General features: G+C 47.4%; 16 protein-coding genes and 1 pseudogene. 11 read left to right on the top strand and 6 right to left on the bottom strand.

The window, feature by feature from the left end:
- Nucleotides 1-167 precede the first annotated feature (167 nt).
- Nucleotides 168-1,100 (bottom strand): hypothetical protein, encoded by a 933-nt coding sequence (locus MK185_11770; protein MCH2041303.1) that lies wholly within the window; start codon nucleotides 1,098-1,100, stop codon nucleotides 168-170.
- Nucleotides 1,101-1,387: 287 nt separating this feature from the next.
- Nucleotides 1,388-4,306: pseudogene (locus MK185_11765) on the bottom strand (DUF3427 domain-containing protein).
- 885 nt (nucleotides 4,307-5,191) lie between these two features.
- Between MK185_11765 and ilvD the strand changes: the two are divergent.
- The 6 genes from ilvD (at nucleotide 5,192) to MK185_11735 (ending at nucleotide 12,956) form a co-directional block, all read left to right on the top strand.
- Nucleotides 5,192-7,027 (top strand): dihydroxy-acid dehydratase, encoded by a 1,836-nt coding sequence (ilvD, locus tag MK185_11760; protein MCH2041302.1) that lies wholly within the window; start codon nucleotides 5,192-5,194, stop codon nucleotides 7,025-7,027.
- A gap of 127 nt (nucleotides 7,028-7,154) precedes the next feature.
- A complete protein-coding gene (locus MK185_11755) occupies nucleotides 7,155-8,762 on the top strand; it encodes a hypothetical protein (GenBank protein MCH2041301.1) in 1,608 nt (535 codons plus the stop codon).
- A gap of 278 nt (nucleotides 8,763-9,040) precedes the next feature.
- The gene (locus MK185_11750) at nucleotides 9,041-10,273 is read left to right on the top strand and encodes a phosphatidylinositol-specific phospholipase C domain-containing protein (GenBank protein ID MCH2041300.1); all 1,233 of its coding nucleotides are present in this window, start codon (nucleotides 9,041-9,043) and stop codon (nucleotides 10,271-10,273) included.
- A 146-nt stretch (nucleotides 10,274-10,419) separates the two neighbouring features.
- The gene (locus MK185_11745; GenBank protein ID MCH2041299.1) at nucleotides 10,420-10,665 is read left to right on the top strand and encodes a TIGR02647 family protein; all 246 of its coding nucleotides are present in this window, start codon (nucleotides 10,420-10,422) and stop codon (nucleotides 10,663-10,665) included.
- Between the two features lie 168 nt (nucleotides 10,666-10,833).
- Nucleotides 10,834-11,292 carry a hypothetical protein gene (locus MK185_11740; protein ID MCH2041298.1) on the top strand — a complete coding sequence of 153 codons (459 nt, stop codon included), beginning with the start codon at nucleotides 10,834-10,836 and terminating at the stop codon, nucleotides 11,290-11,292.
- A gap of 8 nt (nucleotides 11,293-11,300) precedes the next feature.
- The gene (locus tag MK185_11735) at nucleotides 11,301-12,956 is read left to right on the top strand and encodes an LruC domain-containing protein (GenBank protein MCH2041297.1); all 1,656 of its coding nucleotides are present in this window, start codon (nucleotides 11,301-11,303) and stop codon (nucleotides 12,954-12,956) included.
- Between the two features lie 193 nt (nucleotides 12,957-13,149).
- Here the strand turns inward: MK185_11735 and MK185_11730 are convergent, their stop codons facing one another.
- A complete protein-coding gene (locus MK185_11730; protein ID MCH2041296.1) occupies nucleotides 13,150-14,085 on the bottom strand; it encodes a metal-dependent hydrolase in 936 nt (311 codons plus the stop codon).
- 172 nt (nucleotides 14,086-14,257) lie between these two features.
- Between MK185_11730 and MK185_11725 the strand changes: the two genes are divergently transcribed.
- Nucleotides 14,258-14,707: a YaiI/YqxD family protein gene (locus tag MK185_11725; GenBank protein ID MCH2041295.1), complete on the top strand. Its 450-nt coding sequence runs from the start codon at nucleotides 14,258-14,260 to the stop codon at nucleotides 14,705-14,707.
- A gap of 72 nt (nucleotides 14,708-14,779) precedes the next feature.
- On the opposite strand, the gene MK185_11720 is transcribed toward MK185_11725, so the two are convergent.
- Nucleotides 14,780-15,616, bottom strand: coding sequence for a GGDEF domain-containing protein (locus MK185_11720; protein ID MCH2041294.1), 837 nt, complete (start codon nucleotides 15,614-15,616; stop codon nucleotides 14,780-14,782).
- A gap of 188 nt (nucleotides 15,617-15,804) precedes the next feature.
- Here MK185_11720 and MK185_11715 point away from each other — a divergent pair, with 188 nt between their 5' ends.
- From MK185_11715 to MK185_11700, 4 genes are all read left to right on the top strand, one after another.
- A complete protein-coding gene (locus MK185_11715) occupies nucleotides 15,805-16,599 on the top strand; it encodes a methyltransferase domain-containing protein (protein ID MCH2041293.1) in 795 nt (264 codons plus the stop codon).
- Nucleotides 16,596-17,096, top strand: coding sequence for a DUF523 domain-containing protein (locus MK185_11710; protein MCH2041292.1), 501 nt, complete (start codon nucleotides 16,596-16,598; stop codon nucleotides 17,094-17,096). Before MK185_11715 ends, MK185_11710 begins: the two co-directional genes overlap by 4 nt.
- Entirely contained in the window at nucleotides 17,093-17,503 is a 411-nt protein-coding gene (locus tag MK185_11705; protein ID MCH2041291.1) for a hypothetical protein, read from the top strand. The genes MK185_11710 and MK185_11705 overlap by 4 nt, the downstream gene beginning before the upstream one ends.
- A 111-nt stretch (nucleotides 17,504-17,614) precedes the next feature.
- Nucleotides 17,615-17,839, top strand: a complete 225-nt coding sequence (locus MK185_11700) for a hypothetical protein (GenBank protein ID MCH2041290.1) — start codon at nucleotides 17,615-17,617, stop codon at nucleotides 17,837-17,839.
- Between the two features lie 154 nt (nucleotides 17,840-17,993).
- Here MK185_11700 and pbpC read toward each other — a convergent pair whose 3' ends face one another.
- Both pbpC and MK185_11690 read right to left on the bottom strand, forming a co-directional pair.
- Entirely contained in the window at nucleotides 17,994-20,399 is a 2,406-nt protein-coding gene (gene pbpC, locus MK185_11695) for a penicillin-binding protein 1C (protein MCH2041289.1), read from the bottom strand.
- A gap of 17 nt (nucleotides 20,400-20,416) precedes the next feature.
- The gene (locus MK185_11690) at nucleotides 20,417-26,302 is read right to left on the bottom strand and encodes an alpha-2-macroglobulin family protein (GenBank protein ID MCH2041288.1); all 5,886 of its coding nucleotides are present in this window, start codon (nucleotides 26,300-26,302) and stop codon (nucleotides 20,417-20,419) included.
- Nucleotides 26,303-26,334 lie beyond the last annotated feature (32 nt).

The following is a 26,334-nucleotide window of genomic DNA, read 5'->3' as shown; positions in this document are numbered from 1 at the left end:
ATTATATCCATATAAGCTTACCCCTTCTTGCAACTTAGATAGAGTTTTCTTCGGAGATAGGCTGATTAGTGTTCCGCCAACATTGCTGACGAAACAGCTGTTTATAAGATGTTGATGCGAGGGGCTTATGCTATTAAGGCAGATCCATCTGCCTACTGTACATGCATTTAGTGAAGATCATCCAACAGGGGATTGTACTTCTCTGGCAATATCGCAAACTCGCCCCAGGATAATTCTTTAAAGCACAACCCTGAACCATTGTCAGTTACTGCTCCATAAATTAGTACATACTTCCCAATAGATGTTTCTGAGATACCATGTGCGTCTTGCTCTCCAATCGTTGTCTTAAGACAAAAATCTGGCAATCCCCATCTTCGCTCGTATTCAAAAAAAGTCATTCTTATGTTGGAGCTACTAGGTGGGTTACCATGATCGACTACTCTCACAACTTTCCCAAAATATAATTTTGGCTCGGAATCTGTGCTCGTTACTTTTCTGACATCATGAAGTAAATCGATCAGCTTGTGTGGATACTGGCTATTCGGTAGATAAAAGTACTTGACCATATTTTTATCGAAGTTTCGGCATATTCCTTTAACGGTAGAAATTTTGCTCGGAACAGCTATTTTCTCTCCATTATGCCGACCAACTGGTAAATCAACATTAGGGCCATCAATATCTTCAACAATAGTTTCCTTATATTCATCGTCAACATTATCTGTAATCTGAGGTTGCGCAGATAAGAACTCCGAAATGATAGCCAACTTTTCGTTCTCTATAGACTTTACTACCTCTTCATAGCTGTTGTAGTTCTTTCCTTCGGGTTTAGATGACTTTAAAGAGCACTCAACACTTTGATACTTTCGAGAATGCAAGAAATACGGATCTCGCCCATCTTTTGTAACTTGTTTCTTTCTGGGTGTTCTACCAATAGGTGTGTAGCAATTAGGGCAAAATATCTTACCGTAGTGAATATCGTCATCATACTCTGAAGGAGTAACTACCACACCTTCACTTTTTAGATATCCGGCATCTCCATCCTCGAAGTTCCAACTATCTAAGTAATACACATAAGGTATACGTCTTTGCTTATTCTGCATTTATCTTAATACTCCATATTATTGACACGATATTATATTATAAGAATATCATCAGTGTTTTCTACTATGTGAAGTCAATTAATTAAGGCTTTCTGCCATAAATATCTGATATCTATTTAGATCGATATATCGCTGCCTGTGCATTCGTGATCAGTTACAACCTTTGTTTTGAGATCATGAGGGACGCCGGCTCTCTTAGCTTGGCAATCTAATAGACTTCTGCCATGACTTTCAGCCTGAAAAGAATAGTAGCCTGAAAGTTCCGACTATGATCAATCCAAAAAAAGTTACCCCATCGCCAATTTAGCAGCTTGCTGCCACATAAAGTGTGGCATCGGTGTGCGAAGCCTCCAAGTAATACTCATTGGCTGTGAGCCAGCATGCTCGACGTACTCTACCTCACCGTAATTAACAAACCCCATGGTTCGGCCATATTCATCTTTGCTTTGTTCTCGTACGAACAAAAATAATCGTTTACCAGTATCTCGATGCTGGATATAGCTCAACCCTTTACCCATATCAGGCCTAGCGCTGTTTTGAGTTTACCAGTGAAATAGCTCTTCATTAATCGCATAGTCGTGGTACATGGTTGTTGGCGAAAACTGTTTTTCGTTTTTATCTAGGGTGACGAATAACAATTCTATATTCTGATCTTTTATTGTATACAGCCCTTCTCTAGATTGAGGCTGATAATCAAACGTCGTGGCACCAAACCCAACTAGAATTTGCTCACGTGCATATCTCGCATGTAGCCGTAACGGAACATCTCGCAAACCTGGCATTATTAATTGTTCGTGTTTTATCTGTGCTAACTGCCAATCCAAAACGGATACTAGTTCTTCAGAAACATCTATTTGCCTCAATCTATTTAAGCTCTGAGATAGAGTATCAAAGCCGGATTTACTGCCAGTTTTCTGCCAAAAATCGAAGTGGCACATCAAGGCTTGTCTGTTATTTTCACTATCTAGTTTGAACTTTTTTTCATAGAGTGTTTTGAGGAATTGTAAGTAACTATGATCGTCACACGTGAGAATACGATTGCGTATACCAGTCTGAATCATCGCTAATGCACTTTCATCGCTGTTCCACTCTTTCACCTCATCTTTCGATTTAGAAACCAGCTCTGTCCAGCTGCCAATCTTATACATTTTATGTAAATCAATATGAGAGTTGTGTCGAATAAAGTTAGCTAAAGTTAATGGCTCAGTGGTGTGCTGGGGGTATTGGCGGATTAACGAGACAATTCGATTTAGATTTAGTGATGCCTTTCTAATATTACTCAGCACCATCTCTTGCGTGCGCTTAGTCATCTCAATTCGACAACCTAGAGGGACATGGGGGAAGCCTTGATTTATTTCATCGCTAATCGAGCGGCTGCTCTTACCTACCAAAGATCTAAATTTGTTAGAAAAATCATATTCAGGGCGAGAATTGCCAACAAAATCCAATACCGTGCAGCAGTCCTTTCCTTCTGACAATCTGAGGCCTCGGCCAAGCTGCTGCAAAAAAATAGTTAAGCTTTCTGTTGGGCGTAAGAACAGTAAAGTATCAACCTCTGGGATATCCACGCCTTCATTGAAAATATCGACAACACAAAGCACATTGATTTCACCAGACCGAATTGCCTGTTGCTTTTGCTGTCGCTCGTGACTGTTGTCGCTCGTTAGAACATCGGCCTTAACGCCTTTTAGCAAGAACTGTTTTGCCATGAACTGAGCATGTTCTCGACTAACACAGAAAGCTAACGCTTTCATATTGTTTAAGTCAGTAACAATTTCACTCAAGCTTCTCAATATTCTGTCCACACGATTTTGATTGTGCGTATAAAGGTTGGTTAGCTGTGCAATATCATATCGTCCTCGACTCCAAGACACTCCGGTTAAGTCAGTATCATCATCAATTCCAAAATACTGAAATGGACATAAGTGACGACGATTGATTGCTTCTGGCAATCTTATTTCGGCAGCAACTACACCACCAAAATCTTCTAAGATATCTCCCCCATCATGGCGTTCAGGTGTTGCGGTCAAACCTAATAGAATAGCCGGCTGAAATTTTTCAAGAATTGATCGATAGCTATTTGCAGCAATATGATGCACCTCATCAATGACGATAAAGTCGTAGTAGTCTGAGGTTAAATGTATCTGCTCAATCTGATTATTAAGTGTTTGAACCGAAGCAAACAATTGTTCATAACGATCTGGGGTATGACCACCGACCCACAATTCTCCGAAGTTCGAGTTTCGCAGTACCCCGCGATACGCAGAACGTGCCTGCTTTAGGATCTCCTCTCGATGGGCGACAAACAAGAACGATGCGTTAGGATTTTCTTTATAAAATCGAGCAAAGTCGAAAGCCGATATTAAAGTTTTTCCGGTACCCGTAGCCGCAACTACAAGGTTACGAAATCGCTTATGAACATCGCGTTCGACATAGAGCTGTTCTAGGATCTCATTTTGATGAGGAAAGGGTTTGATTTCGAAGAAATGTGAATCGTTACCGCTATCTCCGCGCTGCTGTTTAAGGGAACTCCTTAACTTCTCAACACTCACAATATCACCACTGAATGTTTCGAATTCACTAGATGCCCAGTAAGTCTCAAATGTACTCAACGACTTGTTAATAATATGGGGGATTTCTTGAGAAGTAATTTTTAGATTCCATTCAAGACCATTAGTAAGGGCTGATCGAGATAAATTAGACGACCCTATATAACCGGTATGAAAGCCTGTATCCCGCAAAAATAGATAACTTTTAGCATGAAGCCTTTCTCGTTCTGTGTTGTAGCTAAGCTTTACTTCGGTATTCGGTAAACTTGCTAAATACTCGACTGCTTTAGCATCCGTTGCCCCCATATAGGAGGTGGTGATGATTTTTAGCTCCCGCCCACTACGAGTAAATTCCTCTAGTTCTTTGCGAAAGATGCGAATCCCAGCCCATTTAATAAACGACACCAGCCAGTAAATTTTATCTGCGGATAATATTTCTCGCTTGAGCTCAGATTCGAGAGATAAACCAGCATTGCTGCCACAGAATAATTCGCTTTGAGTTAAGCCCGTAAGAGGGAACACATTTTCGACATATTGCCTAAGATCTCCAGAAACAGGGTTTTCTAGATCGTATAAGGCGGTGAGAATTTTACCTTGGCTATCCAGTAAGTTTTCTTCAAAAAAATCTTTATCCTGAAGCCGTTCCTTCAACCACATCAATAATTGATTCGACAGCTCGATTTGTTGCTGCAGACGATCCTCACAAGAAGGAATCGAGCTGATGGCATATTCAAGAACATTAGATAAGAAACGAGACAACCAAACAGACGCTTCATTGGCATTAAGCTGACGTTCTCCAATATAAAAGCGGTCACGATCTAATCGGCTTTCAACAAGTTGAGTGATTAGCTGCTCGTAAATGCCTGCCTGTTGCATATCATCCCTAATATTTTGATGGTTTTGCCAATAGTAACACTGAGAAGCTCCTCAGCTTAACATCCATAGAAAACAGCAAAATACTCACTTCAATTTTTGCTCCAAAACCAGATCTAGAGCCATTATTCCCAACTTCCCCTCATCTTACCCACAAAGTTTTCCACAACACTGTTAAAATCCACAGTGCTTTTCCCTCTTGACTTATACCCTCGGACCTCTTCCTCCAAGCCACTGAAAAATTTGAAGAAAACCCTTGCCACTACTGGCTTTTTATGGATTTTAGCGGCGTTCAAACAAACGTTTATTTTTTCACCAATTTAACAATCAGGCGCTTACCGTCTGGGCTAGCGCCGTTTGCCCCAAAGTTACTCCCAATTTTATCCACAGAAATATGGGATAACTGGGATAGTTTTGCCTGTCTGTTGGTAACCGGGTTGTTCAAAACAGCGACAGCACCGCGTCTGCGCTGATACAATACGCCGCATAATTTTCAGCTAACGATTAGCAAGCGGTTCGAAAAACACATGTCGAAACCGTCGCACTAGCCGCAAGTCCAGCGAAAGCACGCAGTTTATGAGTCATAAATGAGCATCCGAGCTGGTTTTTAACGCAGTGGTGACAACATAATTAGTTTTTCTGCTGCTTGTCAGATAACGAGAGAGTTCTATGCCTGAGTATCGTTCCAAGACTTCTACCGGCGGTCGTAATATGGCCGGTGCCCGTGCGCTGTGGCGTGCAACCGGAATGAAAGATGATGACTTTTCCAAGCCGATTATTGCCGTTGCTAACTCCTTCACCCAGTTTGTTCCGGGTCACGTTCACCTAAAGGATATGGGCCAGTTGGTTGCCCGTGAGATTGAAAAAGCCGGTGGTGTAGCCAAAGAATTCAATACCATTGCCGTGGATGATGGCATCGCGATGGGCCACGACGGCATGCTGTACAGCCTGCCAAGCCGTGAAGTCATTGCCGATTCGGTTGAGTACATGGTGAACGCACATTGTGCCGATGCCATTGTGTGTATCTCTAACTGCGACAAGATCACCCCGGGAATGCTGCTGGCGTCATTACGCCTGAACATCCCTGTGATCTTCGTTTCCGGTGGCCCGATGGAAGCCGGTAAAACCAAGCTGTCTGAGCACAAGCTGGATCTGGTTGATGCCATGGTCATCGCCGCAGACGATGATGCGTCTGACGAGAAAGTCGCCGAATACGAGCGTAGCGCCTGCCCTACCTGTGGTTCTTGCTCCGGTATGTTCACCGCCAACTCGATGAACTGTTTAACCGAAGCGTTAGGTCTGGCATTGCCGGGTAACGGTTCGACTCTGGCGACACACGCCGATCGTGAAAACCTGTTCTTAGAAGCCGGTCGTCGCATCGTTGAAAACGCCAAGCGTTACTACGAGCAAGATGATGAATCGGTTCTGCCACGCTCTATCGCCAGCTTCAAAGCATTCGAAAACGCCATGACGCTGGATATCGTGATGGGTGGTTCCACCAACACCATCCTGCACTTATTGGCAGCCGCTCAGGAAGCGGAACTGGATTTCGACCTAAAAGACATCGACCGTCTGTCTCGTGTTGTGCCTCAGTTATGTAAAGTGGCGCCAAACTCGCCGCTGTACCACATGGAAGACGTTCACCGCGCCGGTGGCATCATGGGTATTCTGGGTGAAATCGATCGCGCCGGTTTATTGCACAATGAACTGCCAACGGTTCACTCCAAAACCATGAAGGAAGCACTGGATAAGTGGGACATCATGCGTAACCCGTCACCCGAGGTGATCGAGTTCTTCCGTGCTGGTCCTGCGGGTATTCCAACCCAAACCGCATTCAGCCAGAGCACCCGTTACCCAACGGTTGATGGCGACCGTGAAAATGGTTGTATCCGTTCTATCGAACACGCCTATTCGAAAGAAGGTGGCCTGGCGGTTCTGTACGGCAACATCGCGTTAGACGGCTGTGTGGTTAAAACCGCCGGTGTGGATGAGTCCATTCTGGTATTCCACGGTAAAGCCAGAATCTTCGAATCTCAGGACAGCGCCGTAGCCGGCATCCTGGCCGATGAGGTGAAAGAAGGCGATATCGTGATTATCCGTTACGAAGGCCCGAAAGGTGGCCCGGGCATGCAGGAAATGCTGTACCCAACGTCTTACCTGAAATCCAAAGGCCTGGGTAAAGCCTGTGCACTGTTAACCGACGGTCGTTTCTCCGGTGGTACTTCCGGTCTGTCGATTGGTCACTGTTCTCCGGAAGCCGCCTCCGGTGGTGCCATTGGTCTGCTGGAAGAAGGTGATGACATCATCATCGATATCCCGAACCGCAGCATCAATGTGCAGCTGAGTGATGAAGAGCTGGCGACCCGTCGTACTGCCCGTGATGCTATCGGCTGGAAGCCAGCCGAAGAGCGTCCACGTAAGGTCAGCACGGCGCTGAAGGTATACGCCAAATTTGCCACTTCGGCGGATAAGGGTGCGGTTCGCGACAAGTCTTTGCTGGATTAATAACGCCACATTGCTAAAATAGCCGCTCCAATTTCTGCAATTGGCGCGGCTTTATTTTATCAGGGAGATGAGTGTGCCGTTTCCTCCCATAGCCCCCGCCTTTCATCACTCAATTCAGGGTTTCAATATGTTTCGCCACAATGTTTTACTCGTAGCGATGTTTGCTGCGACACTGGCAACCTCCGGCTGCGCCAATAAAAAGCTCGCTAATCAGGATGCCTTTGATTCACTGGCGAGCGCCAAAGCCGAGCAGTTTGCCGGTGACAGCGAAAGAGCGTTAGATAATGCTGAAAACGCCTATAAAAACGCCAAAAAGGCTGAGCTGGATTTTTACGCACCGCTGCATATGGAACAGCTGCGCGACGCATTAAGACAAGCCCGTGGATTCGATCTGGAGGGAAAAACCATTGAGACCGTTAAGGTATCTGCCAAAGTGGTTACCCTGTACGAAGGTGGCTTGCAGAATAAAGAAAAAGCCGAAGCTCAGCTACCGGCGCTGATTCAGCAAAAAGCGGTACTCGATGAGATTAAAGCCAACAACGTATTGCCTGGCGAATACAAGGCTGGGATGGAAGACTTTAAAGAGTTGATCAGCCTGATTGAAACCGGTGACGACGCCAAAGCAGCCAAAGACTCGGAAGCCGTATTAACCGATCTGAAGGCAATCGAACTGGATGTGATGCTGACCCTGCACTGGCAGCCCGCCAAAAAGACGCTGGATAAAGCCGAAAAAGAAGATGCCGACTCAAACGCCACTAAAACGTTTGAATACGCTGAAAATCTGGTACAAAACGCCGAACGCATTATTCGCCAAAGCTACACTGACCGCGATCTGGTCGCAAAAACCGGTAACGGCGCCTTACGTGCCGCGCAGCATGCACTGTTCGTCGGACGAGAAGTCGCCAACCTGGTCAACATGAATAAGGCCCAGGCAGAAACAGTCGCGCTGCAGTTTGAAGATTATCTAGGCCAGATAGGCAGTGCTCTGAAAGCCGATGATGTCCGCCATATGTCATTGCATGATCAGACCCTGGCACTGAAACAGTTTGCCGAAGAGCAAAGCGCCCGCATTGCGGCAAAGTACCAACAGCAGATCGCCAATCTGAAGGCTGAGATTGAAAAGATCAACAACGCTCAGGCTGGCGCCAATAAAAAAGCAGCAGCCGAAAAAGCTCAACTGGAACTTGAAAAACAGGCCGCCCAACAACCGGCCAATATCTCGATTACCGTCAACCAGCCAACACAAACTGCACCGAATACTCAGGATGCTGCCGCAGCATCCGCGCAACAACCGGCCGATGTTGCGTCTCAGTCAGCGATACAGCCAGCAATACAACCAGCAGTGCCGCCACTGACTCAGCCTCAGTCAGCTCCGGAGGTGCAAAGCGAGCAAAAAACCGCTCCGCTCCCCCAACCTGAAGCAACTCAACCCCTCGCGATTGAGCCTGCTCAGCAGCCAGTGACAACACAAACAGACACCTCACAGCCTGCAACTTCTCAAGCTGAGGTACAGCAGCCAGTTGAAGAACAGCAGCAAGTTGAAGAACAGCAGCAAGTTGAAGAACAGCAGCAAGTTGAAGAACAGCAGCCGCAAGAGCAAACAGCACCGCCAGCTCTCCCTGCTACGACCCAGGCACCTGCTATTGAGGCTGCTCCGCAGCCGCAACCGGTGATACAGAATCCGCCCGAAGTTTCTGACACGGTTGCAGATCAAACCACTGCTGAAACCAACTGATTCCATTCTGGTACACACAAAAAGCCTGCTGTTGCAGGCTTTTTCGTTTGTCACCCAGTCAAATCACAATGTGTGGCAATTTTCGTGGTTTGCTCGTCATTGCGTCCGATTTTGAATCAATTGATGAACTTTTCGTGCCAATACCAAAGTACGGCTTTACTGATATTCGCTGCATCGTGTAGAACGAACGTGCAATTACCTTAATACGCACCAATAAACTAATAACAAGAAAAATAATAATAAGCCGATCAACGGCATAGCCACTACAGGATAATTTCATGAATCTGACTAAGTCCATCGCAATTGCGGTAGGCCTGCTGGCCTCTGCTTCCGGTTTCGCCATGAGCTCCAAGCCTTCTGCACCACCACCGGATCCGATTAAAGATTTCCAGAATAGCTGGGCCGGTAAAGCGCTGGCGCATCAGCGTAATCTGGATGTGAACAGCCCAATGATCGACAACAACATTCTCGGTTCTCACAACACCTATAACTCGGAAGCATACCGCAACGCTACGCGTTATCTCGATCCACAACAGAAACATTCGATCTACGATCAGCTGCGTTTAGGTGCGCGTTTTATCGAACTGGATGCTCACTGGACAGCGCAAACCCATGGCGCCAAGTTCTGGAAATGGGGCCCTGACCTGCTGCTGTGTCACTCTGGTATCGGCCAATCCGTTGGCGATCTGCACGTCGGTTGCAGCCTGACAGATCGCCTGGTTAAGGACGGTTTGCAAGAAGTCCGCAATTGGCTGAACGAAAACCCGAATGAAGTGATTATTCTGTATTTTGAAGATCACACCGATGGCCGTCATCAAGAGCTGTTAGACATTGTTAACGAAAAACTGTCTGGCAAGATTTACGCGTCAAACGGGTGTAAGAGCATTCCGGACAGCCTCACCAAAGCGCAGGTTCGAGCGGCGGGCAAACAGATTGTACTGTGGAAAGACGGCGGCTGTTCCGGCAACACTGGCATGAAAAACCTGGCTTTCACCGGCTTGGGAAACATTAACCGTATCTGGGAAGATCGCACAGCGGTTGGCGCAATCGGCGCCTTTTTCACCGGCGGTAAAGTCAAAAAGATTGAAGCAGCTGACGTCGCTCAGGCCTTTAAAAATGGCGGCAACATCGTCAACCTCGATAATATGACACACAACGATGGTCGTATTGAGGCTGCTATCTGGTCGTGGGACCGAAATGAGCCAAATAACTGGGGCGGCAATCAGGACTGCGCAGTTCAATGGGGGAATGGTCGCTGGGATGATGCCGGGTGTAACTCAAGTCATCACTTCGCTTGTCAGAATAACGCTGATGGCAGCTGGAATATCTCTACCTATAAGGGTCAGTGGACTGGCGGCGCACAGGCTTGTGCGCAGCTGGGTAACTATAAGTTCGCGGCGCCTACCAACAGCAAAGACAATGAAGCACTTAAAGCCGTTAAAGGCGGTGTCAGCCACGTTTGGTTGAATGCTTCTGACCGTAATACTGAGGGTTCTTGGGTCGTTCATTAAACGATAACCCATAAAAACCTGAATAAAAAAGCCGATTATGATGTGCATCATGGTCGGCTTTTTTATTGTGTACTGGCCCGCTTTTTCGTTGCCGCGTGGCAGATGCCGGGGTAGTCTGAATGTTCCCACCAAAAAAGGAAGTTGCTATGCCCTATCGCGCTGACATTGTTGATGAGCTGAACCTGCTGGTGAAGTTTGATCGTCACTCCAGTATTCAAACCGGTATAAAAGTGCATCATGATGCCGCTCCGGAGATGGTGGCCGCGGCCAAACGTTTATTTGATAAAGGTCTGACCAGCCAGACCGATGGCGGCTATTTAACCGACCGCGGCTTAGAACTGGCAGAACGCGCACACGAGCTGGTCAGTGCGCTGGATATTAACCCCACCTGATTTCTTCTTTGCATTCTGCAGACAGCATCGCTGGAATTGCAGAATGCAAATCTCAAAGTTGCAATAAAACGCCTGAAAATATCTCCTCCTCTATATAAATCAACCACTTATAAAGCTGGTACAAAGTCTGCAGAACAAAGCAACAAAATCCCTCGTCGGAGATTGCTTGTGAAAAACGTAAATGCTCCTCTCTTGATGTGCTGTGCCGCTTTAATGGTCGGTGGTTGCGGTGAAGACTCCGCGGAGGCAGACGCCGCCGACAGTAATGAGGCTCAGGAAACCAAACCTTTGTCCGTTCCTGATGGCTTTGATTACAACATGAATCGGGATATCACTCTGCGCGTTCAGGTACTTGACCATAATGGGAATCCAGGTAAGCAAGTGGGTGTCCAGATTTATAAGCCTGATCATTTTGAATTATCGGATGCCCGGCAAGCTGTTCCAGCCACCGCACCACTTCCAGATTTAATCAGTCGTGGTCAAACCGATAGTCAGGGCTATTTTGAACAAGAAGTTCGCATACCAGGCCACTTGACTCATATTAAAGTGCAAGTGTCTCAGATAGGAATTCATAACGTCGCTGAGCTGGAAATCAACACCGACACCATTTTCCACGAATTCAAGTGAGGTTGGCCATGACCATGTTCAAATCATCTGCAAAGCAATTAAGCACTGCATTATTTGCGGCAGGCCTGTCTCTCTCCGCCGCCAACAGTAATGCCTGGACCTATGCACTGGGTGACTACAACAGTAATTACAGCTATAGCGGTATTCCGTTGAGTATGGCGGATGACGTTGCAGTGTCTTCGGAATTACTCAATAAAATTGGTACTGCACTGCCTAACGGCCGTAATGTCACACTGACCAATCCGGATTACATCACCAACGATGCTGGCGCTAATATTACCGTGAAAGAAACGGGTGAAGTCTTCATCACATTTTTGCATGAAGGGGCGGGTTATCGTAATGGCTTTGGTTATTTCACATACACTGGAGACGAGCCAACAAGCCGCGACGACATTAACGAAATTGTATTAATGCCAAATGCATCTTTCTTCAACAGTGGCGGTGACAGCAATGGTATGCGTGTTGGCGATACCATCAGTTTGGGTACGCATACGGCTGGAACCAAAATTGGTTTCTTCGTTGTGGCTAACGGTTTCTATCCTAATTATGGAATTAAACCCTGGCAGAATGAGGATTGGATATTTTACACCGTTAAAGATCTTAATGCGGAAACTGACGACGAGTTGAAAGCACATACGGTCATGCTGTTCGACGATGAAAGTGGCAATATTGTGTTAGGGCTGGAAGATATTCTGCGCACCACTTCGGGTTGCGATCACGATTTTAATGACGTGATCTTTATGGTGTCATCGAATCCTGAAACGGCCATTGATAAATCAACCATCACCGTACTTCCTGAGAATGAAGACACAGACGGCGACGGAGTATTAGACGGCAACGACGATTATCCCAACGATAGCGAGCGGGCATTCGATGTGTATTACCCGAGTGCCGACGGTCTTGGAACACTGGCTTTCGAGGACAATTGGCCTGTGGAAGGGGATTATGATCTGAACGATCTGGTTGTCGCCTACCGCTATAAAGAAACACGCAACAGCTTAGGCCGAATAAAAGATATTCACGTCGACTATACCTTCACTGCACGTGGAGCATCCCGGTCTAATGGTTTCGCCCTGGCGCTGAATAATATTCTCGCGACGACCACTTACACCGCCAGTCGCACGGTTAATGGTGGTGATAGTGAGACCATCGTCAGTGACGAGCAAAGCTCTCATCTTAACTTTGTAGTAGTGCAGAATACTGAAACGCTGATGCCGACACCGCCGGGGTGCCAGTTCTACAATACCGATGCAGATTGCCCGATTAGCCCTGAAATCCCCGCGTCTCTGAGTATCACTTTTGATGTTGCTAAAACACGCAGTCAGACCGGTAACGCGCCTTACAACCCTTATATTTTCGCCACCTTCGACCGCGGCCGTGAGGTACATCTGCCAAACCATCGCCCATCGGCTCGGGCAGATCAGAATCGTTTCGGCAGTGGCGACGATGATTCCAACTTGTTTGACTTCAGTAAGACCTATGAAACTGCCACTAACCTGCCTTGGGCGCTGAATATGCCATACAGCTGGCTGCATCCAACCTCTGGTGACAATATTGTTGATGTTTATAACGATTATCGCCAGTGGGCTGAAAGTGGGGGTTTAACCTCTACCGACTGGTATACCAAAAACTACAATTCGAATCGGGTATATATCGGGGAATAAGGAACAGAGTCATACATTAGAACTGCACCCTCTGGTTCACCGCCGGCTTCCGGGAAGGAAGCATTAAGGCGGTGTTTTTTTACACGCATCGCGTAGTAAAAACGCAGACTTCAGATACAAAAAAGCCGGGATGAATCCCGGCAAATGTGGCATAGCACTCTAACTCATTCCTATAAGATCCGGACTATCAAGGTCAGGCCAATGCACCTTTCAAATCACCGTCTTGCTGATTATCGCTACCTTGATTATTACCAGTAGTGGTTTTTTCCTGAGATGTCTGGGCACCTAAATCATGCTCCGGACGATATATTTCATTTTTCCATTTATCCACCAGCTCCTGATTAGCATGATCCCAAGGGTGAAAACCGTCTTTAAAATAATCGCGGTAAGGTTTACGAATGCTGGTCACAACACCCTTTTTGCCCCACAGGAAACGATAGAAACCTTTTAACTCCTGCCAACTGGGCATCGTACGGGACCACCACAACAAGGCCGTCATATAGAAAAAGATCCGGATACTGAATAACGCTGTGACTAACCGTAAAACCCGTCGCAGGTATTTCTGATCGTTTTCGCACAGCATAAAGACATCAAACGCCACGGCTTTGTGTTCAATCTCCTCCACCGCATGCCAGTACAACAGTTCACGTGCCGATTCTTCCATCGGTTCCAACACTTCCGGATTATTCAGTATGAACTCCGCCATAATCGCAGTGATATGTTCCATACCGACCGTCATGGCGAGACGAAATTTTGGTGTTACGTGCTTGCGTCCGATGTATTTTTTAATGTCTTTTTCAAGGTGTTTTTCCAGGCGAACTGCATCCAGACCTAAATCAGACAATATCTGATTGGCTCGCTTATGCTGATGACTGTGGTGTCCTTCCTGACCAATAAAACCGCGAATCTGTTGCAGCAATTGGTCGTCTTTTACTTTGTCACGGTACAAGCGCACCGAAGCAATAAACTCAGCTTCACCTGGCGGGAAGGTAGAAGACAAAGCAGCACCAAACACAGAGATAACCGAATTTCCTTTGTAGAAAAAACGATCATGCATATTTTTAAATGGGAACGACATACGACGTGGTTTAATGTCGACTTTACCACCCAGTTCAGATGTGTGAGCCATAGTTACGCCCTCGGTTTTATTGTTCTTTAATTGTTGCGCACTATGCTCCCGACGCCAGTAAATGCACAGGTGGTATCAGGACAAAAATTTCGGGTGCATTTGCGCCAGATTGTGACAGCCTCGCCGCTGTCAGGTACATTGCTGCATCCGCTAAATTGAAACAGGCACTATTATGACCACCATCTGGGTTGATGCAGATGCTACTCCGAAAGCCGTCAGAGAAATTATCTGTCGTGCTGCTATCCGTACCGAAATCACTACCCGTTTTGTTGCCAACCATACGATTCCGCTGCCACCGTCGCCCTTTATTCAATGCATACAGGTCGAAGCAGGGTTCGATGTCGCCGATAATTTTATTGTGCAGCAAGCTCGCCAGTCAGATCTGGTCATCACCCAGGATATTCCCTTGGCAGCCGAGGTTATGGAAAACCAGGTAGAGGCTATTAATAACCGCGGTGAAGCCTATTCACCAGAAACTATTCGGCAAAAACTGAACATGCGTGATTTTATGGAGACGATGCGTTCCAGCGGTATTCAAAGTGGTGGCCCGGCGCCGTTTTCAGATCGGGATAAGCAAAGTTTTGCCAACTCACTGGATCGCTGGCTGGCAAAACAGAAATAGCAGAGGGCTATTTAATGGTCGGGGGATGGCTCTGCTGAACGGTCAGATACCGCGTCACTGATCTGCCGCTGGCTATTGCATCCACTGCTCGCCATCATCATCAGCAATAAAATCGTCCTCATGATCATCACTTTCGATGCCGGAAAAACCGGCATTAATCATTTCGCTCTCAGCCCACACCTGAGAAGCAGTATCATCAGAACTGCCGGTTTCTTCGTGGCCACCAAACATAGACCCCAAGGCGTCTTTTTCGTCACCGGAAACTTGTGTTTCCGGCACCTCCACCCGTGGGTAACACACCCGGTTACGCCCCTGCTCTTTCGCCCGATACAGCTGTTCATCGGCAATATTGATTAATTCAGTCGCGCTCAGCGGTGCATCAGCGCTGTGCAGCGCCAGGCCGATACTGGCTGTTACGCTGATGTAATCATCATCGGCGAGAAATACCGGTGTTGTCTCAATACTCTCGCGCAGTCGCTCAGCGACATGGGCTGCCAGCATCAATTCGGTGGTGGGTAAAATCACTACAAATTCTTCGCCACCGTAACGGCACTGAATATCGAGCTTGCGGGTGGAGTCACGAATCAATCTGGCGGTTTGTTTTAACACCAGATTGCCAACTTCATGTCCGTGGGTATCGTTTATCTGCTTAAAGTGATCGAGGTCGATCATCATAATGGCACTGGATATCAGTGTGCGTCGGGTTCGTTCCAGCTCCTGCTCCAGCGCCTGTCGAAAGTAGCGAACATTATAGAGTCCGGTAAGCGGATCTGAGATAACTTCAGTTCGTAAACTGATTACTTCCTCGTAGTAAGCACAATTGTCACCGGCCGGACACTGGTTACCGTGCGGGCGTTTATTATCAGCTTGTTGCTTATCGGAAGGCTGCGATGAAAGCGCTTCGCTCATAAACTGACGAATTCCTTTGGCCGAAAGATAGCCTTGAGTCTAGCAGTTCCCTAATGATTCGCGCGTAAATTTGTTTAACTTTGTGTTATATCAGTTGAGTGACGGCACATGGATGGCATTACCCTGGCGCTTTTTGCCGAATGTCCTCTGATACAATGGTATCTATAAGCAAATAAGATCCGGGCAATATGGCAAAATATCAGGCACCACCCGCCAACAATAAGTTAATGCAAGATCGTAATTTCGATGATCTGGCGCAGCGCTTCAACCGCACCATTTACGCAACGCCCAGAGGCCAGTTGCGCCTGGCGGCGTTACGTCAGGATTTTTCCGACCTGAACATCGCGTTACAGAACAGTCAGGTGCTGGATATTGGCGGAGGTCAGGGGCAGTTCAGCTTGCACCTGGCGCAGCGACAGGCACACGTCAGCCTGTGTGATATTTCGGCAGAAATGCTGGCATTGGCCCGTGATCAGTTTGCCGCAGAGCAATTACCGTTGATCAGCAAACAGTGCGGTCTCCAGCAGTGCGCTCATGAATTCCCGCAGCAATACGATATCGTGTTAAATCACGCGGTACTGGAATGGCTGGAACAACCATTTGCAGCACTGCGATTGCTGGCCGACCGTGTTAAATCCGGTGGCTGGTTATCGCTGATGTTTTATAACCTGCATGGCCATCAATGGCGCCAGCTGATGAATGGCCGTACCCATGCCCCAGCATCAGCCAACCAGCACCTGCGCCAGTCAGGGAATGCTCCTCAACACCCTCTCGATCCGGACGACATCCAGCAACACCTGCAGCAACTAGGCTTCGAGCTTAAACGCTGGCGTGGCATTCGGTGTGTCCACGATCACATGCACCAGAAGATCCGCGAACGTATTGGCCAGGACAAGGTCAATCAGAGTGATCTGGAGTTTGGTCTGCAAGAACCCTATCGTCGTCTGGGCCGTTACGTTCATTTTATGGCGCAGAAACAATGAGCTGGAAAATTCTGATCAGTGCCTGCTTGTTGGGACAGCCGGTACGCTATGACGGCAAGGCCAACGACAGCAAGGTACGGACCTTTCAGCAACAACTGCTTCAATGGCAGCAGCAAGGTCGCGTGATTGGTGCTTGTCCGGAAGTCGCTGGCGGATTACCGACCCCACGCCCCGCCGCAGAAATCCGTGATGGTCGGGTGATTACCTGTGACGGTGACGACGTCAGCGAGGCCTTTTATCAGGGCGCAAAGAAGACGCTGGCACTGGCACTGGCACAGCAGCATCGTGTTGTAGCGGCTCTGATGGCAGCACGGTCACCATCTTGCGGCTCGCAGCAGATTTACAACGGCGAGTTTAACGGTACTCTGATCGCAGGTATGGGCGTCACGGTGGAGTTATTGGAAGCCAACCAGATTCGCTGCTTTAGTCCGGAAACGTTTCCTCAATTAATGGATTACCTGCGTCACGTTGCAGATCACGATGGAACACCACCATGACCAGAGCTAAAACGGTATCAGCATTATTATTCGGTTTAAGTCTCAGCATCCCGACAGAAGCGTTTTATTTTGCGCAGGGTTTTAACCATTCATTACGCCAACAGGATGGTTTCCGCGTGGGCTACCACAATGAAGACCCGGATCTGTTCTGGCGCAGCTACCTCAGTTACAGCCCGTCACTGGGGAAATCATCACTGCCGGACGATTACACTAAAACCGATCTCAGCCTCGACTGGGTACTGCCACTGGCAGGCAGTTATTCCAGCGCATTTGTGGGTGGTTCGATTAACCTGTCAGGCCATCGCTCGGTACAGGCAGGGGTTACCTGGCTTAGGTACCTGGAAACCGGCTGGCAATGGCGTGAAGGCGAAAACAGCAGTTACCTCGGGCTGAATCTGAGCTTCTGATTGACTATCTCAGTCGGAATTTCTGGCATGATCACAAACCGCTGCTGCAATAAAAATGACATATAACTGTCTTATTCTCATGGTCAACCTTATTCCACTCGGGAAAAAATGATGACAAAAGCTGCAATCGTCCGCAGTCTGGCGGCTTACATCATGATGACCATTGCCTGTGTTGCAGTTATTCAGTGGCAACATCTGTGGTTGTTACTACCAGCAACGCTGGTACTGAACTGGTTATATGAACAAAAATGTCAGACAGAAACTAACTTTCGACTGATCTATCCTACTGCCGGTTCACTGTTAACCTCAGCGCTGCTAAGCACTCAGGGTATCTGAGAAAGTGCAGCGGATACCGCAACAAATTCCGTTCAATAATCATCGATATTGCTATTACCTAATCAGTTAAAGTCTTAAAAATCAGAGTTTCATTAGCGATATCGAGTAATTCCAGAAATAAAATAACCCAGGGAAATGCATAGCAACGGACAAATTATTGTAATGCCCGTACCGACAGTATTTGTTCATCCGTTAATCCACGATCATCTGTCACGGTTAAACGATATTGACCTGGGCGAGCATCCCAGAATAAGGTTTCGTTATCCTTGCTCTGGCCAATAAATTCATTGTCAGCAAACCAATAAGCATGGGATGCATCAGCATCCAGCGTGACCTGCAAAGGGATTACCTGCTCACCACGTGTATTCAGACGAAGTTGATATTCAAGCCCGGCAACTGGCGATGTGATTTGTGGAGCAACACCGATATACGCCGAGGTTAATGCACATTCAGCCGGAGCCGCCGGAGGCTGACGTCGCTGAATCCCCGCCATGGAAAATATCTGACGAATATCCGAAGGCCAGAATTCATAAATCTCAAGCCGGGTTTTCCCATGAGTGTGATAACAGGCGCGCTTACCCGTGCGAATATCAATGGGTACTGCCCGGAAAACATCTGATGTGGCAATGGGTGAGACGCCAGGGATAAACCACCCGGATTTTTGCCTGGGGCAGTATGTTTCTGGCAGCTTACCGGTTGGTTCGCAAATATTCACCTGCTGTAAGTTCAGATCGATACTGTGATAGCGCTTTTCAGAATCCGAAACCGGCGACAAGGTGCGCATTATATTAAAAAATAATGGCCCCGCAGCGGAGCGCCCAATAAAGTTCGGGTTGCCTTTTCCATCAAAATTACCCACCCAGACAATGAGAGTATAATCCTCATTGGCCCCAGCGGCCCAGGCATCACGAAAGGCGTATGAGGTACCGGTTTTCCAGCCAATTTTTGCACGGTTGCGGACAACCATTTGTTGCGCCAGGTTGTATCCGGGCGCCGGGTTCTGCTGCAACATATTCAGTACCAGCCAGGCACTTTCCGGGCTTAATAACCGCCGACTGGCTGACTTCAACTCGCTGGCATTGATGTCAGAATCCAGCACCGTATTTAATGGTCGTAATTCTCCTGCCGATGACAACATCGTATACAGCTGCGCCAGTTCAAGCATGCTGACATCCAGTCCACCCAATACCAGTGACATGCCATAGTGTTTTTCAGTTTTAAGATGGGCAATGCCGACCTGCTGTAGCCATGGATAAAACCCTGGACTGGTTAGCTGCGTCGCCAGCGATACCGCCGGTACGTTACGACTGGTAATTAATGCATCAGTGGCCGTCACTGGTCCGGCAAATTGTTTGTCGTAGTTCTCCGGCGTATAGGCACCATACCGCTTTGGAACGTCTTTCAGTAGCGTTTGCGGGTGTATTAATCCCTGATCCATCGCCAGACCATACACAAACGGCTTCAGGGTCGAGCCTGGTGATCGTTTTGCGGTAACAATATCAACCTGACCGAGGATATCGCGGTTATTAAAATCTGCCGAGCCAACCCAGGCTTCAATATTATGATTGTGGTTATTCACCAACACCGCTCCGGCATTGTGAATCCCCAAATCATGCTGAGATTCGACCCAGGCATGAATGTGTTTTTCCAGTTGTTGCTGGTGTGCCAGTGTTAATGTGGTTTTGATATTTCCGCTTAAATAGCGATAACGCTGATCAAGGTAACGGATAAAGTGTGGTGCACGAAATGGCAGATCTGCACTGCGGTATACCTGTAAGGGTAACGACATCCACAATTTTACCAACCGTATTTTCTCTGAGTTTTCGTGGTTATTTTCCTGACTTTTTTCAATCGACTCTTCCGCTGTTTGGGACGCAATAGTCAGCCAGCGCCGATAGAGAATATCGCGCGCCCGCAACATATTACGATAACCACTGGTCGTCTGAGGATTACGTTTAACTGGGTTTTGTGGCACCACTGCCAATGCCATGGCTTCACTCAGATTCAGATCACGTGCGTGCTTATGAAAATAAATCAGACTGGCAGCACCAATACCTTCGATGTTACCGCCATAAGAAACTGAATTCAGATAAGCCGCAAGAATTTCAGCTTTGTTGTAATGTAATTCAATCCAGATCGCAGCAACAATCTGCTGAATTTTCCCGGCGATAGTACGGGACTCAATCCGGAAAGCATGACGGGCAACCTGCATGGTGATGGTTGAACCGCCAACACGTCGATCATTATTTACATAAGTGGTAACAAATGCCCGCCATAACGCAACTAGGTTAACGCCAAAGTGATGATCAAAATACTGATCTTCGTACAGGGTAGTAGCCTCGCGAATCTGCGGACTGATTTCATCCAGCGCCAGCGGCAGACGATAGCGATCGTCGTCTGCCAGTGTTAGCTTCAGCAGTTCATTATTCTGATCATAATAAGCCGTTGACCAGCTTTGCCAGGCAAACAGCGTCGGTTTAGGCAATAACACCAGAGCCAGCCATAACAGCATAGCGACTGACAAACTGCCCGTCACCGCAACCCGGAAAAAACGTTTCACGGATTTAATCCAACCGATTATTCATCGTTAACGACGGTGATGTTTGCCGGTGCTGATTGCGACCAGATATCCGGATTGTACATAGATTCAGCGTAAGCCGGCGGTACCACAAATTCACCCGCAGCAGTCGCTTTAACACGATATTCCAGTTCCGTAACGGATGAATCGAATCCACCATAAAAAATCACTCGATCTTCACGAACATCCACATAATCGCTGTTCCAGTTATTGCTCTGACGGGGTACGGATTCACGGATCACTTCAAAACCACCCGGCAATAAATCAATCACTGCAATGTTATCAACCTGTCTGCCGTTAAGAGTACGGATGCGTAAACGTACCACGGCTTCTTCACCCTGTTTCAACGAGGTAATTTCATCACCGTTCTTATTCAGCAGCTGATGCAGCACTTCCAGATTGCTGTTTTCTGCAGCCGGTATCACTGCCGGGAAGCCCGATTGGCTGGCCTGGTAAAACACCGGGTTATCACCACGAATTAAGATCTCGCCAGATATTGGCGCGCTCTGGTTCAACGGAATATTCGCAGTTGGAAAAATCACCGTCGAAGATAGCGCCAGATTATTCAGCTGAATATCCTTGCCATTATGATCCTTAACCATAAAACGGAATATATCTGCGTTTTCATCCCCATAACGTCTGCGATTCTGGCGACTGTAAGCTTGTAACGCCATAATGGTATACGAGGCACTGATGGTATTAAAACGACCACGCATCAGCGGTTGTAACAAAGGCATAATGGTATTTTTTACGTCCAGCTGTTGCTGAATTTCCGGGAAATGGGCCGACACCAGATACACATACTGTGCGTTAACCGTCAGGTCTGACTGGAAATCGGTTGGTTCTTCCACTTTATTGTCAAAACCAAACTGCTCCACCATCGCAGCCGCTTCATCGTGTTTTTGTAGTAACTGGTAAGTGGCTGCTATATACATCGCCGCTATATCTTTTTGCCAACTCTCGCCCTGTGACTTCAGAGTGTCGTGCAGATCAATCAGGTAATTAGTTGGCATTTCTTGTGCCCGGGCCAGCAGATAAATTGCCATCGCACGGTGACGTTGTGCCACAAGACCATCAGCCTGCTCACGGGCAATACGCCGCAGGTATTCCACAGTAGAACGGATCAGTTCATTCTCTACCGCATAACCATACGCTTTGGCATCCAGTAAAAAGTGAGTTGCATACAGGCTGGCAAAATGACTGCCATAATATCCCGGCCACATATTAAATCCGCCTGCACCGGTCTGACGTGAATATAACGTGCCAATCACCCGCTTAACATGATCGCGGGTATTCTGTTGCATCTCGGCATTGGTTTGTGATGCTGCCAGACCAAGCCAAGGAAACACCCGACTGACAATCTGCTCGGTACAACCATGCGGATAATTGTCGAGGAACTGGCTCAAGCCTCCCGCCATGACCATCGGGCTGGATGACGCCGAAATGCTCTGCGAAGCGAAGTCCGGGTAAAGGGTATATGGCAACTGTGTTTCAGCATGACCACTGTCGTCAAACCCGGAACTAACGCGGGTACGGAACGTTTGCGCGGGTCTGACACTTAATGTTGCCGCACGGCTGGTTTTTCTGCCCGCTACACCCTGTTCATCAATGTATTGAGCAGTAAATACCAATCGCCCTTCGCCGGGATTATTCAGCGCTTTAATGCGGAAATCTGTACGCCCCTCGTTGCCTTCCGTGATGTTTAATTCGGTTGTTAAACCCGCTGTCGCATTACTATCAGCTAACGCCAGATTGTCGGATAACTGCAGCGATACACGAACCTTCCCGTTATCCGCTGCTCCCGGAACAAGGTTCGCGACGCCGAGCGTAACATCAAATTCGTCACCCGGTGCTGCCACCGAGAGTACATTCGGTGACAATACAAACGATCCGCGCACCAATGTATCTTGTTGGGCAACACCCAATGACGATTCATTAGCTGCAACGGCCATAATTTTCAGATTGCCGCTAAATGAATCCGGTACCGTAAATTCGGTACTGCGGGTTTTACCATCAACGCCCAGTACTCCTGACCAGAACACCGCAGGCTTATCCAAAGTGCGGGCAAATGGGTTAAGATTGGCGCCTAATAAGTCGGCCACCGGCGAACCACCACCGACACCGGCAAGGTCGCGGAATACACTGTATTCCGGCAAAATCATATCGAGAATCTGGAAACTGCTGACCTGCAAAGCTCTTTTCTTCATAAAGTGGTTCAGCGGTTTAGGCTGCTGATAATCGGCCACCTGTAAAATCCCTTCATCCACTGCAAACACAATAATATTGCCTGGTTTATCAGAGCTGTAGTTAACAGTAACTTTCTGCCCCGGTTCTACACGACTTGGTGCCTGCAACTTGATATCCATTACCCGGCTACTGCGATCGATATTGAATGGCACGACAGCATAGCTCAGCGGGCTGGTGAATATTTCCTGTGAATCCAGAGAACGCACAAATGCCACATTGACATAAGCATTGCCTTCTAGACCCGGTGGAACCTGAATGGTTTGTACCGAGCTATTGGTGGTGGAAGTAAACCATTTCTGCGCGTGCACTGTATTGCTTTCGATACTGATCAGACCAGAGCCGGAATAAGGCGCAATGATATTGACTTCGATTTCTTCTCCGGCCTTGTAATCCTGTTTATTCAGGCGGATCGAAAGCTCAGCATTTTTCTCCAGCCGGCCGGCCAAGTTAGCACTGCCAGCGACGTTATATTCAAAGCGCGATAATAATTCATCCTTAGCGGAATACAGCGATAACTGATAATCACCAGGTTCCGACGTGTTCAGAGCGTATTGGCCGCCGTTCTGGTCAAACTCAAAATCTTCGGATGATATTTCAACGTCACGAATCACTGTCTGATAGGCGTACAAACCATTTTTCTGGCGAACCAATGACGAAATGGGTTGTTTCTTAATGCGAACCAGCTTTAACCCCGCCATCGCTTGTTTTTCCAGCTGAGGATTTACCGCAATAAAATGTACGTGGCGTTGCTGATCTTTCTTAAGATAATTAAGTTGTCCATCGGCCTTGTGTCCGACCAGGATATTTAATGGCGACACCAGAATTTCACTTTGGGCGTTGACACTACGACCACCACCTGGCTCGTAACCCTCACCATAGAAGGTCAAACGATAGGTACCTTTATCGAACTGCTGAAGCGAAAGGTCGAACTCCGCCATCCCATCACCATCTGATTGAGCGCCAGGTAAGGTTTGGTTCAGACGACCAGTGCGGGCTTTGTTATGACGTAAGGGGTCGGTAAAACGATAGTCACTGAATTCACGGAAAGCGAAAGTGACGGGCTTCAGTTCTATCGTGGCTTCAATCCGGCGATCTTGTGCTGGCGTTCCGAACAGATTTTTCAGTTGTACCTTCGCCTTCAAATCGGACTTCGGACCAGCCGTCAGGTCGGCATCGGTTGCTGTTTCACTCTGCGCCAGACTAAACCAGCCTTTGCTGATTCCCGGCACCAGTTCCGTGCGAATTTTCATGCTGTCTGGCTGGAATTCTTCCACCGAGAAATTGGTTTGCCCCAAATGTACGGTGGTGTGGCCGCGTTTATTAACCCGATATAAATGCGCCTTATAGTTACCCGTTGGTGTCACAGCAGTGGTTGGCATATCCAGATCAAACAAGCCATTTTCAGGTACTGCCATCCTCTCTTTTAATACCACATTACCTTTAGGATCATGAATACTCAGCTCCAGTGGGATACCGGCTTTTACCTGCATATTTTCCTGTCGCACCATCACACCCAGGTTGACGGTCTCACCCGGTCGATAAATACCCCGATCCGAGAACAGAAATCCTTTCAGGTTTTTGCCACTCTCATTACCACCATATTCACCATCAATATCAAACCCGGAAAAATCAATTCTGCGTTGATGACGGTTATACGGCAGGTAAGCGCTGTCTTTACCATAATTCACCAGATAAGCAACTGGCTGACGCTCCTTGCGGTACCGATCTGCACTGGCAAAAGTAACCTGTCCTTTAGCATTGGTTGTCCTAGAAAATATCGGGATACCGTTACGACCCAATAGCTTTACCCTGGCACCGGCAACGGGTTTTCCGGTTTTAACCGATTGAACATAAATAAATTGCTGACCATTGGTCGCCTTTTTCACCATGATGCCGAGATCCGTAACCATCACAATACGCTTGTCTTTTACGACACTGTAGTCACGGCCCGTCTGGTAACCATCGGCTTCGATGATAAAAATACCTGCCATTCGATTCTTCAGGTATTGCGCCAATGACAGTGATGCATATTTTACTTTTTTAGCTGATGTGCCTGAAAGATAAAGACGCTTTTGAAAGGAGCGGGTCAGATTATATTTGCTGAAGCTGTAATTACTGAATTTCAGCTCATCGATATCTCCGTAAGTTTGCGTCACAAAGTGATTCAGTTGATCGTCTAACAAGCGATAGATACTGACGCGAATCTCATTAATTCCACGCGCACTGAAGCTCAGAGTTTTATCACCGGTCAGTGATAGCAAGCTGCCTTCACCAGCAATATTCAGCTCCTTTGGATATTCTGGGGTCGACAGCACATCTTCATACACATTGGTCATGGTAAAACCACTGACCGACTTCAGACCTTTTTCAACTCGCAGGTAGAGATATTTTCGACCGGCTTCGTTAATACGGAGATTATAAACATCCGATGTTGGCTCAGCATTGGGAATCAGTTCATAACGAATTTTACGGGCATTACTGTAACCGTTTTCACGGATATAACCCACTGAACGGTGACGCGGCAAGCTATACATATTCAGGCGTTGCTTAACTTCATCTTCTGACACATGGTCTGTCAGAGAAACGGTGATAACCTGCTCTGGTTCGTTATCCTCGTTGCGAACAATCTGGCTGCGTGCATCGCGTACTTTCATAAAGCTTGAAGTATCGGGCAACAGCATTTTTTGTGTGACTTGTGTGCCTAGTGTGGTGGTCTTTGCTGCATTAGTAACATCATTACTGATAGTCAGGAATACATACGCTTCCTGCTGGGGTAATTTAATCGGCGCTGATTTGATATAAGCGTCGTAACCATTATCGCTGAAGGTCACATCAAAGTTAAAACGACGGCCAGCAGTCATACCATCGTGTTTTTCCTGCAAACTGATTAATTCGTGAAGTGCTTGTTGCTGCACCGGATGAGAGAAAGACACAGTGGCAACCAGATTTTTCACTGAACGATCTAACGGATCGTTATACAGCTCCATATCTTTAATTTTGGCGGTGAACTTGTGGGTCTCGAAACTGTACTCAGTTTTAGCCAGCTGAAGATCTTGCTGAATCAGTTGTGGGGTTAAGGTAATCTCATATTCCTGCCCGGCAGGCCAATGCTGTTTTGGAGTGAAGATCAACGTATTCTGACTGTCCCAATGCCAAACACCGGCTTTCTCCGGAAATATACGGATACCACGGGTAACTTGTTCACCGATACGATTCAGTGGCGCAGTGGATGGGGACCAGCTGGTTTTATCTTCACGCTGACTGAGGCTACGTTTATCGAAACGGAAATCTAGCCGCAGCGTTTTCGGTTCAGCACTGTGATGACGACCGGGTAATTCCGGAACTGAAACCTCAGCATACACCGACAAAGGTTGTGGCCAGAATTTATGATAAAGCTCATAGAAGTACTGATGCTGATAACCAGTAAAGACAATAACCAGTAAAAAGTAGAAAGCCAGAGGCTTTGCACGGCGAAATTCATTGATCCATTGCAACCAGGTTGGTGCGCTCCAACTCACCGAACCCAATAATATCCTGAACAGCATTCGCAGAGGTGCGGTCAATATCAGAAGAAGTCGGGTTACAATGCCCTTTTTTCCGGAATCGCCATCCTTTTTTTGGGTTGCGCTATCAGTCATATCCGCACTTTCCTAGTTAATCAGTAACGGGG

The organism is Saccharospirillaceae bacterium, from assembly GCA_022448365.1.
Lineage (GTDB): Bacteria > Pseudomonadota > Gammaproteobacteria > Pseudomonadales > Oceanobacteraceae > Bacterioplanoides.
Note: the sequence above shows the minus strand (reverse complement) of the source record. Positions and strands in the feature narration are given on the sequence as shown.

Coding starts and splice junctions, on each gene's coding strand:
- MK185_11720 (MCH2041294.1), bottom strand. CDS start 15,616: ATGAGCGAAGCGCTTTCATCGCAGCCTTCCGATAAGCAACAAGCTGAT.
- MK185_11745 (MCH2041299.1), top strand. CDS start 10,420: ATGCCCTATCGCGCTGACATTGTTGATGAGCTGAACCTGCTGGTGAAG.
- MK185_11735 (MCH2041297.1), top strand. CDS start 11,301: ATGACCATGTTCAAATCATCTGCAAAGCAATTAAGCACTGCATTATTT.
- MK185_11710 (MCH2041292.1), top strand. CDS start 16,596: ATGAGCTGGAAAATTCTGATCAGTGCCTGCTTGTTGGGACAGCCGGTA.
- MK185_11725 (MCH2041295.1), top strand. CDS start 14,258: ATGACCACCATCTGGGTTGATGCAGATGCTACTCCGAAAGCCGTCAGA.
- MK185_11750 (MCH2041300.1), top strand. CDS start 9,041: ATGAATCTGACTAAGTCCATCGCAATTGCGGTAGGCCTGCTGGCCTCT.
- MK185_11700 (MCH2041290.1), top strand. CDS start 17,615: ATGACAAAAGCTGCAATCGTCCGCAGTCTGGCGGCTTACATCATGATG.
- MK185_11730 (MCH2041296.1), bottom strand. CDS start 14,085: ATGGCTCACACATCTGAACTGGGTGGTAAAGTCGACATTAAACCACGT.
- MK185_11705 (MCH2041291.1), top strand. CDS start 17,093: ATGACCAGAGCTAAAACGGTATCAGCATTATTATTCGGTTTAAGTCTC.
- MK185_11690 (MCH2041288.1), bottom strand. CDS start 26,302: ATGACTGATAGCGCAACCCAAAAAAAGGATGGCGATTCCGGAAAAAAG.
- MK185_11715 (MCH2041293.1), top strand. CDS start 15,805: ATGGCAAAATATCAGGCACCACCCGCCAACAATAAGTTAATGCAAGAT.
- ilvD (MCH2041302.1), top strand. CDS start 5,192: ATGCCTGAGTATCGTTCCAAGACTTCTACCGGCGGTCGTAATATGGCC.
- MK185_11755 (MCH2041301.1), top strand. CDS start 7,155: ATGTTTCGCCACAATGTTTTACTCGTAGCGATGTTTGCTGCGACACTG.
- MK185_11770 (MCH2041303.1), bottom strand. CDS start 1,100: ATGCAGAATAAGCAAAGACGTATACCTTATGTGTATTACTTAGATAGT.